Annotated in this window: 14 protein-coding genes; 11 read left to right on the top strand and 3 right to left on the bottom strand. The window is 61.1% G+C overall.

What is annotated here, in order from left to right; all coding sequences use genetic code 11:
• Positions 1-218: 218 nt before the first annotated feature.
• Positions 219-605 (bottom strand): RidA family protein, encoded by a 387-nt coding sequence (locus tag V5N13_RS04265; RefSeq protein WP_336359746.1) that lies wholly within the window; start codon positions 603-605, stop codon positions 219-221.
• Positions 606-671: 66 nt separating this feature from the next.
• On the opposite strand from V5N13_RS04265, the gene V5N13_RS04260 reads away from it, so the two are divergent.
• The 6 genes from V5N13_RS04260 (at position 672) to V5N13_RS04235 (ending at position 5,915) form a co-directional block, all read left to right on the top strand.
• On the top strand, positions 672-1,580 hold the full coding sequence (locus tag V5N13_RS04260; protein WP_336359745.1) for an A/G-specific adenine glycosylase: 909 nt from the start codon (positions 672-674) through the stop codon (positions 1,578-1,580).
• A 46-nt stretch (positions 1,581-1,626) separates the two neighbouring features.
• Positions 1,627-2,208, top strand: a complete 582-nt coding sequence (locus tag V5N13_RS04255) for an NADPH-dependent FMN reductase (protein WP_336359744.1) — start codon at positions 1,627-1,629, stop codon at positions 2,206-2,208.
• 67 nt (positions 2,209-2,275) lie between these two features.
• Positions 2,276-2,860 carry a thymidine kinase gene (locus V5N13_RS04250; protein WP_336359743.1) on the top strand — a complete coding sequence of 195 codons (585 nt, stop codon included), beginning with the start codon at positions 2,276-2,278 and terminating at the stop codon, positions 2,858-2,860.
• A 7-nt stretch (positions 2,861-2,867) separates the two neighbouring features.
• Positions 2,868-3,461, top strand: a complete 594-nt coding sequence (locus V5N13_RS04245) for a YIP1 family protein (RefSeq protein ID WP_336359742.1) — start codon at positions 2,868-2,870, stop codon at positions 3,459-3,461.
• A 24-nt stretch (positions 3,462-3,485) separates the two neighbouring features.
• Complete coding sequence (locus V5N13_RS04240; protein ID WP_332899589.1) at positions 3,486-3,749, top strand: hypothetical protein; 264 nt, start codon at positions 3,486-3,488, stop codon at positions 3,747-3,749.
• 57 nt (positions 3,750-3,806) lie between these two features.
• Positions 3,807-5,915, top strand: coding sequence for a DHH family phosphoesterase (locus V5N13_RS04235; protein ID WP_336359741.1), 2,109 nt, complete (start codon positions 3,807-3,809; stop codon positions 5,913-5,915).
• Positions 5,916-5,953: 38 nt separating this feature from the next.
• Here V5N13_RS04235 and V5N13_RS04230 read toward each other — a convergent pair whose 3' ends face one another.
• A complete protein-coding gene (locus V5N13_RS04230; protein ID WP_336359740.1) occupies positions 5,954-6,523 on the bottom strand; it encodes a GNAT family N-acetyltransferase in 570 nt (189 codons plus the stop codon).
• Positions 6,524-6,643: 120 nt separating this feature from the next.
• Between V5N13_RS04230 and V5N13_RS04225 the strand changes: the two genes are divergently transcribed.
• The 3 genes from V5N13_RS04225 to rqcH all read left to right on the top strand — a co-directional run bounded on the left by V5N13_RS04225 (position 6,644) and on the right by rqcH (position 11,513).
• Positions 6,644-8,302, top strand: a complete 1,659-nt coding sequence (locus V5N13_RS04225; RefSeq protein WP_336359739.1) for a tRNA uridine(34) 5-carboxymethylaminomethyl modification radical SAM/GNAT enzyme Elp3 — start codon at positions 6,644-6,646, stop codon at positions 8,300-8,302.
• A gap of 108 nt (positions 8,303-8,410) precedes the next feature.
• The gene (locus tag V5N13_RS04220) at positions 8,411-9,346 is read left to right on the top strand and encodes a succinylglutamate desuccinylase/aspartoacylase domain-containing protein (RefSeq protein WP_336359738.1); all 936 of its coding nucleotides are present in this window, start codon (positions 8,411-8,413) and stop codon (positions 9,344-9,346) included.
• 58 nt (positions 9,347-9,404) lie between these two features.
• Positions 9,405-11,513 (top strand): ribosome rescue protein RqcH, encoded by a 2,109-nt coding sequence (rqcH, locus tag V5N13_RS04215; RefSeq protein WP_336359737.1) that lies wholly within the window; start codon positions 9,405-9,407, stop codon positions 11,511-11,513.
• On the opposite strand, the gene V5N13_RS04210 is transcribed toward rqcH, so the two are convergent.
• A complete protein-coding gene (locus V5N13_RS04210) occupies positions 11,510-11,902 on the bottom strand; it encodes a DUF4870 domain-containing protein (protein WP_336359736.1) in 393 nt (130 codons plus the stop codon). The genes rqcH and V5N13_RS04210 overlap by 4 nt on opposite strands.
• Positions 11,903-12,157: 255 nt before the next feature.
• Between V5N13_RS04210 and V5N13_RS04205 the strand changes: the two genes are divergently transcribed.
• Together V5N13_RS04205 and V5N13_RS04200 are read left to right on the top strand one after the other, a co-directional pair.
• Positions 12,158-12,844, top strand: a complete 687-nt coding sequence (locus V5N13_RS04205) for a DUF4013 domain-containing protein (RefSeq protein WP_336359735.1) — start codon at positions 12,158-12,160, stop codon at positions 12,842-12,844.
• Positions 12,845-12,887: 43 nt separating this feature from the next.
• Complete coding sequence (locus V5N13_RS04200; protein WP_332899581.1) at positions 12,888-13,955, top strand: mRNA surveillance protein pelota; 1,068 nt, start codon at positions 12,888-12,890, stop codon at positions 13,953-13,955.
• The last annotated feature ends 1 nt before the right edge of the window (position 13,956 follow it).

The following is a 13,956-nucleotide window of genomic DNA, read 5'->3' as shown; positions in this document are numbered from 1 at the left end:
TGAAACCGGTTTCGTCTACTCAGCTCGTTGCCTCGCTCTGTTCGACTGTCACGAGCGCGTACCACGGAATGGCAATTGCGATACAGGCGAGACCGATTCTCGGCCACCACACTTTCGGTATGGCCGACGACGATGAGCACGATCCCAAACCAGAGGAGCGAGGAGGGAGTCAGGCGCATAGTCCTGCTTCAAGAGACAACCAATTGACTGTTTCCCGCTCACTCGAAGACGGCTTCGACTTCGATTTCGACCAGCATCGCGGGGTCGATGAGCCGCCGCACCTCGACCATGCTCGTCGCCGGGCGTATCTCAGAGAATACTTCTCCGTGGGCGCGACCAACCGCTTCCCACGCGTCGATGTCCGTGACGAACATACGGGTGCGAATCACGTCCTCGAATCCCGCTCCCGCCGCATCGAGCGCCGTTTCGACGTTTGCGAGCGCTTGCTTCGTCTGGGCGTAGGGGTCGTCTTCGCCGACGACGTTCCCCGCCTCGTCTGTCGCGGTGGTTCCCGACACCGAGACGCGATTGCCGATTCGAACTGCCCGCGAATAGCCGACAATTGGTTCCCACGTCGTCCCGCTCGAAACGTTCTGTCGTGCCATGGCTGACCCACTCCGTACGGGGAGAAAACCACTACCCCTAAACGCGCGCTGTGCCTACCTCCGCCAATGACTGAAGCGTGGTCGCTTCCCGCAGACTTAGACGCCGTCCAGCTGGCGCTGGTCGAGTGGTACGAGGCAGACCACCGCGACTTTCCGTGGCGGCGAACCGACGACCCCTACGCCATTCTCGTCTCCGAGGTGATGAGCCAGCAGACCCAACTCGGGCGCGTCGTGGAAGCGTGGGAAGCGTTCCTCGACCGCTGGCCTACTCCTGAAAAACTCGCTGACGCTGACCGCGCCGACGTGGTCGGCTTCTGGAGCGAGATGAGTCTTGGCTACAACAACCGGGCGAAATACCTCCACGAGGCCGCCCGACAGGTGGTCGAAGAGTTTGACGGCGAGTTCCCGAAAACACCCGAGGGCTTACAGGAACTCATGGGAGTCGGCCCGTACACGGCGAACGCGGTAGCGAGTTTCGCGTTCAACACCGGCGATGCCGTCGTGGACACGAACGTCAAACGCGTCACGTACCGCGCGTTCGACCTGCCGGACGACGACGCGGTGTTCGAGGAGGCCGCAAACCAACTCATGCCCGAGGGTGAATCGCGGGTGTGGAACAACGCCATCATGGAATTAGGTGGGGTGGCCTGCGGGAAGGTTCCCGAGTGCGACGCGGCTGAGTGTCCGTGGCGGACATGGTGTCAGGCCTACGAGACGGGTGATTTTACTGCGCCGGACGTGCCAACGCAACCGAAGTTCGAGGGGAGTCGTCGGCAGTTCCGCGGGCGCGTCGTGAACGTTCTCAAAGAGTACGATTCGCTCACGGTCGACGAACTCGGGCCGCGTATTCGCGTCGATTACACACCGGAGGGCGAGTATGGTCGCGAGTGGCTTGCTGGCTTGCTCGCAGACTTAGACCGCGACGAACTCGTTGCGTTCGACCCGGAGACGAACGAAGCGGCGCTCCGCCGATAGTCCCGAAACCCGTCTGCTTTTCAATACCCGGTCGTGACCAACAGCTATGACTGACGCCCCACACGTCGTTGCCGTCTGTGGTAGCCTCCGTGACGAGAGCTACACGCGAACCGCGCTCTTTCACGTACTTGCTGAAGCCGAACTCGCGGGCGCGACGACGGAACTCGTAGACTTGCGCGGCATGGATATCCCCCTTTTCGACGCAGACAAGCGCGAGCCGGGTGACGTGCCTGCCCTGATGCAGACACTGCAGGACGCAGACGCTATCGTCCTCGGAACCCCCATGTACCACGGCTCGTACTCATCGCCGCTCAAGACGATTCTCGACTACGCCGGATTCGACGAGTTCGACGAAAAGACCGTTGGCCTCCTTGCGGTGTCTGGTGGCCGATTCCCGACGACGGCGCTCGAACACCTCCGGAGCGTCGGCCGGTCGCTCGGCGCGTGGGTCTTGCCCCATCAGGCCGCGATTCCGGGCGTCCGCGACCAGTTTTACGACGGCGAGTTCGTCGACGAAGAAATGGAAAAACGCGTTCGCACACTCGGGCGTCGCGTGGTGCAGTTCTGGAACATCGAAGCCGACCCGCGCACCGCAGAGAGAGAGGAGAACGTCGGTGCGGACGATTAAGCAATCCGGAGTGTCGCGCCGCCGCGATTGACAACTATTTTGCTACTCGCTCGTCCGTGTAGAGGATATGCACGCTATCACCAACAGCGGTTGGGTGGAGGTGATTTCCGGCTGTATGTTCTCCGGAAAAACGGAGGAGCTTCTCCGTCGTCTTCGACGCGCAGAAATCGCGGGTCAGGAGGTCGCGGCGTTCAAACCCTCCATCGACGACCGCTACGGCACCGAAACGATTGGCTCCCACGACGGCGCGAAGTGGGAGGCGCTCGTCGTAGACCCTGAGAATCCCGGCCCGGAAATCTTCGAGGCACTCAACGGCGAGCAGGTCGTCGGCATCGACGAGGCCAACTTCTTCTCAGAGAATCTCGTCTCCGTTTGCGAACAGCTCGCAGAAGACGGTCGCCGGGTCATCGCGAGCGGCCTCGACATGACGTTTCGCGGCGAGCCGTTCGAGCCGGTTCCGAACCTGATTGCGGTCGCAGAGTACGTCGATAAGGTACAAGCCATCTGCATCAAATGTGGCGAACCAGCGACCCGCACCCAGCGACTCATCGACGGCGTGCCCGCGCACGTAGACGACCCGACGATTCTCGTCGGCGCAGAGGAGAGCTACGAAGCGCGCTGTCGCAACTGTCATACCCTTCGCACCGACTAGGACGCTTGTGACGCAGTGGGTTGAAAATCCGACCGGTGGCCGCGACCGCGGGCCGGTCGCACTCGCGCAGGCGTGGGTCGAAGTCTTGGTTCGCCCCCGACGTTTCTTTCGTGCAGCCGTTGCGCCGGGCGACCAAGCGCCGGGGCTCGTGTTTGCGGGTCTCGTCGTGACCATCGAAGAGGCGACGCGCTTTCTGCTCGTCGAGAACGCCTATCCCGTCTTCGGCGGGCAGGAATCACTCTCGTTCATCTTCGCGCTCGCGCTGGCGGCGCTGTTCGTCGCGCCCGCCGCACTCCACCTGACCGCCGCCATCCAGACGCTCCTGTTGATTCCGTTCGCCCCCGAGCGCGGCGGCGTGAGCGAGACGGTGCAACTGCTCGCCTACGCCGCAGCCCCGTGTGTGTTTGCGGGGATTCCGATACCCGCGGTGCGGGCGGCATGTGCGCTATACGGCGCGGTGCTCCTCGTCGTTGGCGTCCATAAAATCCATCAAGTCTCGATTCCGCGCGCACTGGTGCTCGGGGCGATACCCGCGGCCATCATCTTCGGCTTCGGCTTCCGTGGGTTCCCTGCGTTTGCGACGCTTCTCGGTATCGTTTAACCCCTCCGCTGTGAATCGGGAGGCATGCTGACACTCCAACTCGCTGAGTTCATGGTGGAACTGAAAGACGGTGCGATAAAAAACGTCGGCCCGGCCAACAAATCCGCGACGGCGAAGCTGTTCGACGTGGCTGAGGCGGAGGCGAGAGCCTTCGGGGATAAGCGCGTCAAACTCGTGTTTCACGACGATGAGGGCAACGAAGTGCAGGTCGCGCTGTTCCCGGATGACGCGAAAAAAGTGCGAGACGAGATAGACTCACTCGAAGCAGAAACTGCGATATTCGAGTAGGTCGCTGACAGCAGGAATCCGATAACCGTTTTAGTCCAGGGCCGTTTTTACCGGCTAATGGATAAGTGTATCATCTGCGGGGCTGAGGCAAACGGCCCCATCTGCGACGTCCATCAAGAGGACGTCGTGTTCGAGTTCACTGGTAATCGACCCGGTCAACTGACCCCCGGCCGCTTTTACAAAGGCACCGTAGACGGCTTCGCTGAGTTCGGTGTGTTCATCGACATCGGCGAGCGCGTCACCGGCCTCCTCCACAAAAGCGAGCTAGACCGCCGTCTCGACTCCCTCAACTGGGAAGAAGGCGATCCGGTCTACGTCCAAGTCACGAAAGTGCACAACAACGGCAACATCGACCTTGCATGGTCGATTCGCCAAGCCGACAGCGAGTTCCGCGGCAAGCTCATCCAGACGCCACAGGGCGACGAGCTGCCGGCGGAGAAGCCAAAGAAAGAAAAGCGCGCCGTCGTCCGCCAGACGCTTTCTGACAAGCAGAAAGCCAAACAGCAGAAAGACGACGAGCGTCGCACGCAAAAGCAGAAAGAAGAAGAAGAACAACAGTCAGAACCGCAAGCAGACGAACAGCAAGCAGAAGAAACCGAGCGCGAAACGCCTGACAAAACCACGACGACGCCAGCAGACGCCGACGATGCGGGCGTCACCTACGAGCGCGTCGAAATCGGCACGCTCGCAGACCACGTTGGCGAGAACGCCCGCCTCGAAGGGACGGTCACCGGTGTCCGCCAGACGAGCGGCCCCACCGTGTTCACCATCCGCGACGAAACCGGTACCGTAGACGCCGCCGCATTCGTCGAAGCAGGCGTCCGCGCCTACCCCGAAGTCGAAGTTGGCGACATCATCGGCCTCAACGGCGAAGTCGAGATGCGCCGCGACGAACTCCAGGTCGAGACCGAAGACCTCGACATCTTAGAAGGCGGCGAACGCGACGCCGTCGAAGGCCGTCTCAAGAACGCCTTAGACGCCCGCGCCCGCCCCGAGGCGACCGAGCCACTCGCAGAGGATGCCGTCGTTTCCGCGCTCTCTGCGGAAATTCGTGACGTCGCAACCGCCATCCGCCGCGCCGTCATCGAGGGCCGCCCGGTCATCGTCCGCCACAGCGCAACGGCAGACGGCTACCTCACCGGTGCCGCAATCGAGCGCGCCACCCTGCCCCTCATCCGCGAGGAACACTCCCGCGAAGACGCCATCTACCACTACTTCGACCGTCGTCCGCTGCAGGACGGCGTCTACGGCATGGACGACGCCACTGGCGACGTCACCAACATGCTCTCGAACCGCGACCGCCACGACGAGCAGTTCCCGTTGTTCGTCCTCGCCGCCGCAGGCTCCACGAAGGAGTCGCTCGACGGCCTCGAACTCCTCGACATCTACGGCGCGCCGAAGGTCGTCGTTGACGCCGCCGTCGCAGACGAGGAAGTCGCTGAAGTCGTCGATACGATGCTCAACCCGAACCTCAAAGACGAGGCGTTCGAGGCGAACCTCACGAGCACCGTCCTCGGCGCGAACGTCGCCGCGAGCGTCAACTCCGGTGTGCGCGACGATCTCGCTCACATCCCCGCAGTCAGCTTCTGGGAGGACGCTCCAGAACAGTACGTCGAACTCGCCGCAAACGCTGGCTACGACGAGCAGGCGACCCGCGAACTCCGCGAAGCCATCGCACTCGAAGCCTACTACCAGTCCTACGAGGACAAACGCGAGGTCATCACCGACCTCCTGTTCGGCGAAGTCGGCGGCCTTGCAAGCCACATCGCCCAGCAGTTCCGCACCAAGCTCGACGACGAACTCGAAACGGCGGAAGCCAACTTAGACTACGTGGACGAAGGCGGCGTCAACTTCGCCGTCCTCGACACCGACGCCTACACGAACCGCTTCGACTTCCCGCCAACGGAACTCCTCCTTGACGAGGTCCACCGCCGCAACCGCGAGGGCGAACCGTTCGTGACCATCGGCCTCGCTGACGACGAAATCCACATCCGCGCGACGACCAACGTGGACGTGCGCGAAGTTGCCGAAGCCGCACGCCTCCGCGTGCCAAACGCGGGCGTCACCCCGCGCAGCGCCCACGACGGGAAACTCGAATTCCTCGTCGGCGAGCGCGACGCCGTTCTCGAAGCCGTCATCGCAACGGTCGCAGAACAGCTCGCGTAACTCGGCATTCTCTCTCCGTTCTCACCAGCCCTGAGTGACTACGTTTCCAGTTCGAATCGCATGACTGGCCGCGTCTCTTTGCGGCGAGCCACTTCCACGAACCCCGCTTCCTCGAACGCGCTCGCGAGGCCGTACCATGCAGACGTAGGCGAGACGCGGTCACCCTGTGGGTCTACTGGATAGCCTTCGAGCACCGTCCCACCCTCCGCACGGACGTACTCCTTTGCGGCGTCCAGCAGGGCGACGGTGAGGCCCTGTCCGCGTGCAGCTCTGTCCACGTAGAAGCAGACGACCGACCAGACCGGCGTGTCATCGACGGGTTTCATGACAGGGGAGCGCGCGAGGCGGCCGAACTCCTCGCGGGGCGCGACCGAACACCAGCCAACCGGCTCGCCGTCAGCGTAGGCGAGGATGCCGGGTTTCCCGTCAGCGTGGATGATGTCGTGCATCTGCCAGCGATTCGAATCGCCTCGATTGGCGTTGTACTCGGCCTGTGTCTGTCGGTTCCACATGCACCAACAGCCGTCGCACGCGCCGTTGTCGCCGAACAGGGTTTCGAAGTCGTCCCAGCGGTCGGCGGTGACGACGTGAAACTCGAACGAGTGCATGCGCGTTTCTATGCGATTCGGGGAGAAATACGTGTGCGAACTGTCTACACGGGGCGTGTGCCGGTTTCCGAGCGACAATCTTATTCGCCACACGCCATGACCTACCCATAGCAACTGCTGATGCGAACTGACACCGAACCCACGGAAACCGATGCGTTTGAACAGGCCTGTGCAGAGCTTGTCGAACGGATTCTCGCGGGCGACATCGACAGCGACAATCTGGAGAAGGAGAAGCTGAACGTCTGTTCTGAGTTCTCCTCGCCAAAAGTTCCGAAGAACACGGAACTGCTCGATTACGGCCCGTTCGAGCGCCGCGAAGAACTCATTGAGGTGCTCCAACGCAAACCCGTGCGGACGGCTTCCGGCGTCTCCCCCGTCGCCATCATGACCAGCCCGCACATGTGCCCCCACGGGAAGTGTCTCTACTGTCCCGGCGGCCCGGCCTCTGAGTTCTCCAGTTCGCAGAGCTACACCGGCCACGAACCCGCTGCGGCCCGCGGCGTGCAAAACGACTACGACCCCTACGGACAGGTCACACTGCGCCTCGAACAGCTCCGCGAGATTGGCCATCCCGTCGATAAGGTCGAACTCATCTTGATGGGTGGGACGATGACCGCACGGAGCCACGACTATCAGGAGTGGTTCGTCAAGCGTGCGCTCGAAGCCCTGAATGACTACAACCTGGACAAGCGACCGGAACCCGCAGAGGGCGTCAGCTTCGCACAGGACTTCGACGACTACGAGTTCAAATATTTAGAGGACGTTATCGCGGAAAACGAGACGGGGGCCATTCGCAACATCGGCACCACCTTCGAGACGAAACCGGACTGGTGTGACCCCGAACAAATCGACCGCATGCTCGACCTTGGCGGGACGAAAGTCGAGGTAGGCGTCCAGACGACCTACGAACGGATCAACCGCGACATGCATCGTGGCCACGGGATTCAGGCCTCGCTTGACGCGAATCGCCGGCTGCGCGATGCGGCGTTCAAAGTTGGCTTCCACATGATGCCCGGCCAGCCGGGTATGTCCCACGAGATGTGTATCGAAGATTTCCGCCAACTGTTTGAGAGCCCCGACTGGCGGCCCGACTTCCTCAAAATCTACCCGACGCTCGTCGTCCGCGATACGATTACGTACGACATGTGGCGACGCGACGAGTACGAGCCACTCGACAATGAGGAAGCCGCGGACATCGTCGCAGAGGCAATGGACATGATTCCGCCGTACACCCGCCTCCAGCGCGTCCAACGCGACATCCCCGCAGACTTCATCGACGCGGGTGTCTGGAAGTCGAACCTCCGGCAACTCGCAGAGAAACGCCTAGAAGAGAAGGGCGGCAAATGCCGCGACATCCGCGCCCGCGAGGTCGGGATGAACGACGCAGACCCCGACCCGGAGAATATCGAATTGCAGGTGTTAGAGTACGAGGCAGCGGGCGGTCAGGAACACTTCATCAGCTTCGAAGATCCCGTCAAAGACCTGTTGATTGGCTTCTGTCGCCTGCGCTTCCCCGGCAACCCCGTGCGCCGCGAACTCGACAACGCCGCGCTCATCCGCGAACTCCACGTCTACGGCAACGAAATCGGCGTCGGGAAGGGCGAAGGCGACTGGCAACACCGCGGCTACGGAAAGAAACTGCTCGCCCACGCAGAGGAACTCGCCCGTGAGGCCGGTTTCGACAAGATGAGCGTCATCTCCGGTATCGGCGTGCGCGAGTACTACCGCAAGAAGTTGGGCTACCACCAAGACGGCCCGTACGTGAGCAAGCGTCTGTAGACCGCCGATTGCCGCTTTTGCAGACCATTTCAGGCGTTATGCGTCGAATAAGCAAACTGCTACGCGGCGTTTAATTATCACCTCGTAGCGCGTCATTTTTACTACGAGATGGGAACGAGTCAGGCCGCACGGCTGGCCGGTATCGTCGCTGTCGCAATCGTGGTGCTCGCCGGGGTGGGGGTTGCGCTCTTTGGCGGAAGCCCACCGGTAGCGCCCGGTATTAATGCATCAGTGCCCGGCGCACCCGACGAGCCCGGAAATGAGGCAGAGACGGCGACACCACGAACGCCGTGGCCCACCCCGGAGCCGTTTCCGAACCCTGACCAAGAGATTGTCCGGCAATCGGAGACCCAGACCGTGTCGCGCTATTCGCTGTTGCCGGACACGGCAAACGAGACGGACGTGTACGTCATCGAATCCAATCAGCCCGGCCCGACCGCGGTGGTCGTCGGCGGCATGCACGGCAACGAGGTGGCAGGGTTCACGGCGGCACACAACATGACCAACTGGACGGTCACGAGCGGGACGCTCGTCATCATCCCCGAGGCGAACAAGCGCGCGGTGATGAACCGGACGCGAAAGGCGTTCGGCACTGACTTGAACAACCAGTTCCCTGTCGGCAAGCCGAGCAACTCGTCGCTCGCAAACGCCATCTGGACGGCCATCGAATACCACGACCCCGACATCGTCATCGACCTCCACAGCTCAAAGGGGATTTTCAAGGTTGACGAGGGCAGCGTCGGACAGGCCATTTTCCCCGGCGTCGAAGGCTCCGCGCGAGACGATACGAACGCGGCCATCGCGTATCTGAACGAACACGAGGTACCGGATTCGATGGCCGACCACAAGTTCAAACGCGGGAACATTCTGATGGGAACGGGCCACTCGCTCACCCGCCGCGCCGTTGGCGAACTCGGCGCGTCTTCCATCCTCATCGAGACGGCGAAACGCGACACCACGCTCGACATGCGCATTCGGTGGACGGAGGTGGCGGTTCGCGTGATTCTCTCGCGCCACGGGATGGTCGCGCCGCCGTCTGCGTAGGCCTTTTTTGGACTTCTCATAGCGACATACCTTTCCCAACTCACCCGCTTTGTCGGATATGGACCAGAAACGCGAGTTGACGAGCGTTGACCTCGCCGCGCTCGTCACGGAGTTCGGGGCGTACGAGGGGGCCAAAGTCGACAAGGCCTACCTCTACGACGACGACCTACTCCGGCTGAAGATGCGTGATTTCGAGCGGGGGCGCATCGAGTTGATGATCGAAGTCGGGGAGCAAAAGCGCGCCCACCTCCTCGCGCCCGAACACGTCCCGGACGCACCGGGTCGTCCGCCGAATTTCGCGATGATGCTCAGAAACCGGTTGTCGGGTGCGGATTTCGCCGGCGTCGAACAGTTCGAGTTCGACCGGATTCTCTCCTTTCACTTCACCCGTGAAGACCAAGACACGATCATCGTCGCAGAACTGTTCGGGCAGGGGAACATCGCCGTCCTCAACGAAGACCGAGAGGTTATCAGCAGCCTCGAAACCGTCCGCCTCAAATCGCGGACGGTCGCACCCGGTTCGATTTACGAGTTTCCCTCCTCGCGCTTTCACCCGTTCAAGGCAAGCTACGAGCAGTTCGTGGCGAAGATGGAGCAATCCGACACCGACCTCGTACGGACGCTTGCGACGCAACTCAACTTCGGCGGGCTGTACGCAGAAGAACTCTGTACCCGCGCCGGCGTCGAGAAGGCAAAAGACATCGACAGCGCGACCGACGAAGACTTCGAGGCGCTGTACGACGCGCTCGGTCGCCTCAAAGAGTCGTTGAATCCAGGGAACATCGACCCACGGCTCTACACCGAAGACGACCGCCCCGTCGACGTGACGCCGATTCCACTCGAAGAACACGCCGAGTTCGACACAGAGGCGTTCTCGACGTTCAACGATGCGCTTGATGAGTACTTCATGCGGCTCGAAGCTGACGATGCGAAACAGAGCGGCAAACCCAAAAAGAGCGCCGGGAGCAATCGTCCCGACTTCGAAGAGCGCATCGAGCGCCAACAGCGCATCATCGAGCAACAAGAACAGGCCATCTCCGGGTTCGACGAGCGAGCGGACGCAGAGCGCGAGCGCGCAGAACTGCTCTACCGCGAGTACGACCTCGTAAACGACATCCTCTCGACCGTGCGCGGCGCACGCGACGAGGGCGTCCCGTGGCGTGAAATCGAAGCGAAGTTCGAGGAGGGAAAGGAGCGGGAGATTCCCGCCGCAGAGGCCGTGGTGAGCGTCGATGGTTCGACGGCAACGGTGACGATTCAGATTGACGATTACACAATCGACCTCGACACCACCCAAGGCGTCGAACACAACGCAGACCGCCTCTACACCGAGGCAAAGCGAATCGCAGAGAAGAAAGAGGGCGCGCTCGCCGCTATTGAAGATACCCGCGAAGAGTTGGCGTCGGTCAAACGCCAGCGCGACGAGTGGGAAGCCGGTGACGCAGAGCCGGACGAACCTACGGACGACGAAGAAGACATCGATTGGCTCAACCGACAGTCGATTCCCGTCCGGAAAAACGAGCAGTGGTACGAGCGGTTCCGTTGGTTCCACACGAGCGACGGCTTCCTCGTCATCGGCGGGCGAAACGCCGACGACAACGAGGAACTCGTAAAGAAGTACCTCGACAAGAGCGACCTGTTCTTCCACACGCAAGCCCACGGTGGCCCCATCACGATTCTCAAGGCGACGGGTCCGAGCGAACCCGCCCGCGATGTGGACATCCCCGAACAGAGCAAGAAGGAGGCTGCTCAGTTCGCCGTCTCCTACTCGTCGGTCTGGAAAGACGGACGCTTCGCAGACGAGGCGTACATGGTCTCGAAAGACCAGGTGTCGAAAACGCCAGAGAGCGGCGAGTACTTAGAGAAAGGCGCGTTCACCATCCGCGGCGATCGAACCTATTTCAAGAAAACCGAGGTTGGTGTGGCTGTGGGGATTCGCTGTGAGCCGCGTACGGAGGTCATCGGCGGCCCACCCTCTGCAATCAAGGGGCAAGCCGAGACGTACATCGAACTCGAACCGGGGCAGTACGCCCAAAACGACATGGCGAAGATGTGCTATCGGGAGTTCCGCGAGCGATTTGCGGACACGTCGTTCGTCAGGAAGGTAGCATCACCGGATAAAATTCAGGAGTTCCTCCCGCCGGGCGGGAGTCGGATGCGCGACTAGACCATCCGGTCTGCGATGCCCGCGGCGATGGGGATGCGCGGGGTCTTCCCTTGGTAGGCCCGAACCATCATGTAAATCCAGAGGGCAAACGACCCAACGGCGAACACGAGGTAGATGAGCCCGATGATGAGCGAGAGGATGCTTGCAAGCGCGAACGTCCCGGCGCTATTCACGAAGAACAGCGTGGTGACGAGCGTCGAAATCACGCTCAAGACGATGCTGATGACGATGAGGACGGCTGAGAGCGCGATGCTCTGTGCGGCGTGAAAGCGCACGAACTCGTTTTCGGGTTCCACGAAGTACATGATGATACCCGTGATGAATCCGAGTAAGTAGGAAAGCGCACCGCCGACGTTTTCGTCGAGCCCGGTTCCCGACCGCTGGGACATTTGTGGTTCGTCAACTGGTTGTGAAGTTTCAGTGGCCATAGACCCTAGAAGGAGGGGGTGGTGTGACTATTGGTATGAACTACTTACATTTCAATAAAATGGTTGTTTTAGCTCCGGGTATCGGTTCATTGTCCGTTAATCCTGACTCTCTTGTTGCGATATAGCTGGAAGAATGAACAACGAGCAGCCCTGATAATTTTTCATGTGCTATTTTCGATAATATATAAGACAGCCGCTACCCAATGAGTAGCTGTAATGCTTAGTGAAGCACTGTCATTTCCGCGAAACGATGACGACTGGGTGAAAACCATCGCAATCGGCGGTGTGTTGAGTATCTTGAGCGTGTTCATCCTCCCTATCTTCTTGGTACAGGGATACTTCGTTCGCGTCCTCCGTGTGGGCGTCAGCGGTGAACAGACGCCGCCGAAGTTCGATGAGTGGGCAGACTTGTTCACCGACGGGCTGATGGTGTTCGTCATCAGCATCGCGTACGTCGCCATCCCCTCGATTCTCGCGCTGATTGGCTTCGCGATTCTTGGCGTTGGGTTCGCCGCTGGCGCACAGGCAGACAGTGGCGGCATCATGGCCAGCGTTGGGGTGCTTGGTCTCATCTTCGGGCTCCTCGTGACCGTCCTATTCTTGCTCGTGGCGTACACCATTCCTGCCGCAATGGCGAACTTCGCCACGAAAGACTCACTCGGTGCTGGGTTCGAGTTCGGCACCATTCTGAGCATCGCGCTTACCGGCGACTACCTCGTCGCGTGGTTGTTGGCGGTCGGCGTCTCCATCGTCCTCGGAGCAGTCGCGGGCGCACTCATGTTCGTCCTCGTGGGCATCTTCGTCGCCTTCTACGTCCAGATGGTGGTGTACTACCTCTACGGACGCGGCTACGCGAACGCACAGGCGGGGACGGAGCCACAGACGACGGCCCACGCGGCCTGAGCAATCAGCAGGCACTTAGGGGCTGAGAAACGACCAACAGACAATGCGAATCGCCAGTCGGACACGGACAGAGGGCGGCCGCGAGCGCATCGTGCTCGTGCCGGAAAGCCTCGATGACCTCTGGCATCTCACCTATATTTTAGAGCCGGGAGACCACGTTTCGGGGGACACGACCCGCCGCATCCAACGCGACGACGACATGATGCGCGACACAGGCGGCGAGCGCGAACCGATGAACGTCACCCTCGACGTAGACGAGACGGAGTTCCACAAGTTCGCAAACCGCCTGCGGGTGAGCGGGACGATTGTGGGCTGTTCGAGAGAAGACCAACTCGGCTTCCATCACACGCTGAACGTCGAAGAGCGCGAGGAACTCACCGTAGAGAAGGTGTGGAAAGCAGACCAACTCGACCGCCTCGAAGACGCCGTCGAAGCCACCGAAAACCCCGACGTGGCCATCGTCACCGTCGAAGAAGCCCAAGCCTACGTCCACACGGTCGCCCAGTACGGCACCGAAGAGTACGCCTCCATCTCCGGACCGACCGGAAAAGGCGAGTTCGCCCGCGCCCGCAGCGAACTGTTCGAGGAAATCGCAAGCGTCCTCTCACACCTTGAGGTGGACGCCATCATCCTCGCGGGGCCGGGATTCACCAAACAGGACGCGCTCAAATTCCTCCAAGAGAACGCGAAGGACATCGCCGAGAAAATCACGATGGTCGATACGAGTTCCGTCGGCGACCGTGGCGTCCACGAAGTGCTCAAACGCGGCGCGGTGGACGAGGTGCAAGCAGAGACGCGCATCGCAGAAGAGGCAGCACTCATCGACACGTTGATGGAGAACATCGCACAGGACGCGAAAGCTGCCTACGGCGTCGAAGAAGTGCAGAAAGCCTCGGATTACGGCGCAGTCGAAAATTTACTCATCCTCGACGAACGCCTCCGCATGGAACGCGGCGGGCAGGGCGAGTGGGATTTCGACGTGAACGACCTGATTCAGGCGGTCGAACAGAAAGGCGGCGAAGTCACCGTCTTTTCGAGTTCGTTCCCACCGGGTGAACAACTCTCAAACCTTGGGGGGATTGCGGCGATTCTTCGCTATCGGTTGCAGTAAT

The sequence above is a fragment of the Haladaptatus sp. ZSTT2 genome (assembly GCF_037081775.1).
Classification (GTDB): domain Archaea; phylum Halobacteriota; class Halobacteria; order Halobacteriales; family Halococcaceae; genus QDMS2.
This window is presented reverse-complemented; position numbering and strand designations above follow the sequence as displayed.

Bases quoted from the DNA above. Each gene is read 5' to 3' on its own strand.
- V5N13_RS04260 (WP_336359745.1), top strand. From the start codon at position 672: ATGACTGAAGCGTGGTCGCTTCCCGCAGACTTAGACGCCGTCCAGCTG.
- V5N13_RS04225 (WP_336359739.1), top strand. From the start codon at position 6,644: ATGCGAACTGACACCGAACCCACGGAAACCGATGCGTTTGAACAGGCC.
- V5N13_RS04265 (WP_336359746.1), bottom strand. From the start codon at position 605: ATGGCACGACAGAACGTTTCGAGCGGGACGACGTGGGAACCAATTGTC.
- V5N13_RS04235 (WP_336359741.1), top strand. From the start codon at position 3,807: ATGGATAAGTGTATCATCTGCGGGGCTGAGGCAAACGGCCCCATCTGC.
- V5N13_RS04240 (WP_332899589.1), top strand. From the start codon at position 3,486: ATGCTGACACTCCAACTCGCTGAGTTCATGGTGGAACTGAAAGACGGT.
- V5N13_RS04255 (WP_336359744.1), top strand. From the start codon at position 1,627: ATGACTGACGCCCCACACGTCGTTGCCGTCTGTGGTAGCCTCCGTGAC.
- V5N13_RS04220 (WP_336359738.1), top strand. From the start codon at position 8,411: ATGGGAACGAGTCAGGCCGCACGGCTGGCCGGTATCGTCGCTGTCGCA.
- rqcH (WP_336359737.1), top strand. From the start codon at position 9,405: ATGGACCAGAAACGCGAGTTGACGAGCGTTGACCTCGCCGCGCTCGTC.
- V5N13_RS04210 (WP_336359736.1), bottom strand. From the start codon at position 11,902: ATGTCCCAGCGGTCGGGAACCGGGCTCGACGAAAACGTCGGCGGTGCG.
- V5N13_RS04230 (WP_336359740.1), bottom strand. From the start codon at position 6,523: ATGCACTCGTTCGAGTTTCACGTCGTCACCGCCGACCGCTGGGACGAC.
- V5N13_RS04200 (WP_332899581.1), top strand. From the start codon at position 12,888: ATGCGAATCGCCAGTCGGACACGGACAGAGGGCGGCCGCGAGCGCATC.
- V5N13_RS04205 (WP_336359735.1), top strand. From the start codon at position 12,158: ATGCTTAGTGAAGCACTGTCATTTCCGCGAAACGATGACGACTGGGTG.
- V5N13_RS04250 (WP_336359743.1), top strand. From the start codon at position 2,276: ATGCACGCTATCACCAACAGCGGTTGGGTGGAGGTGATTTCCGGCTGT.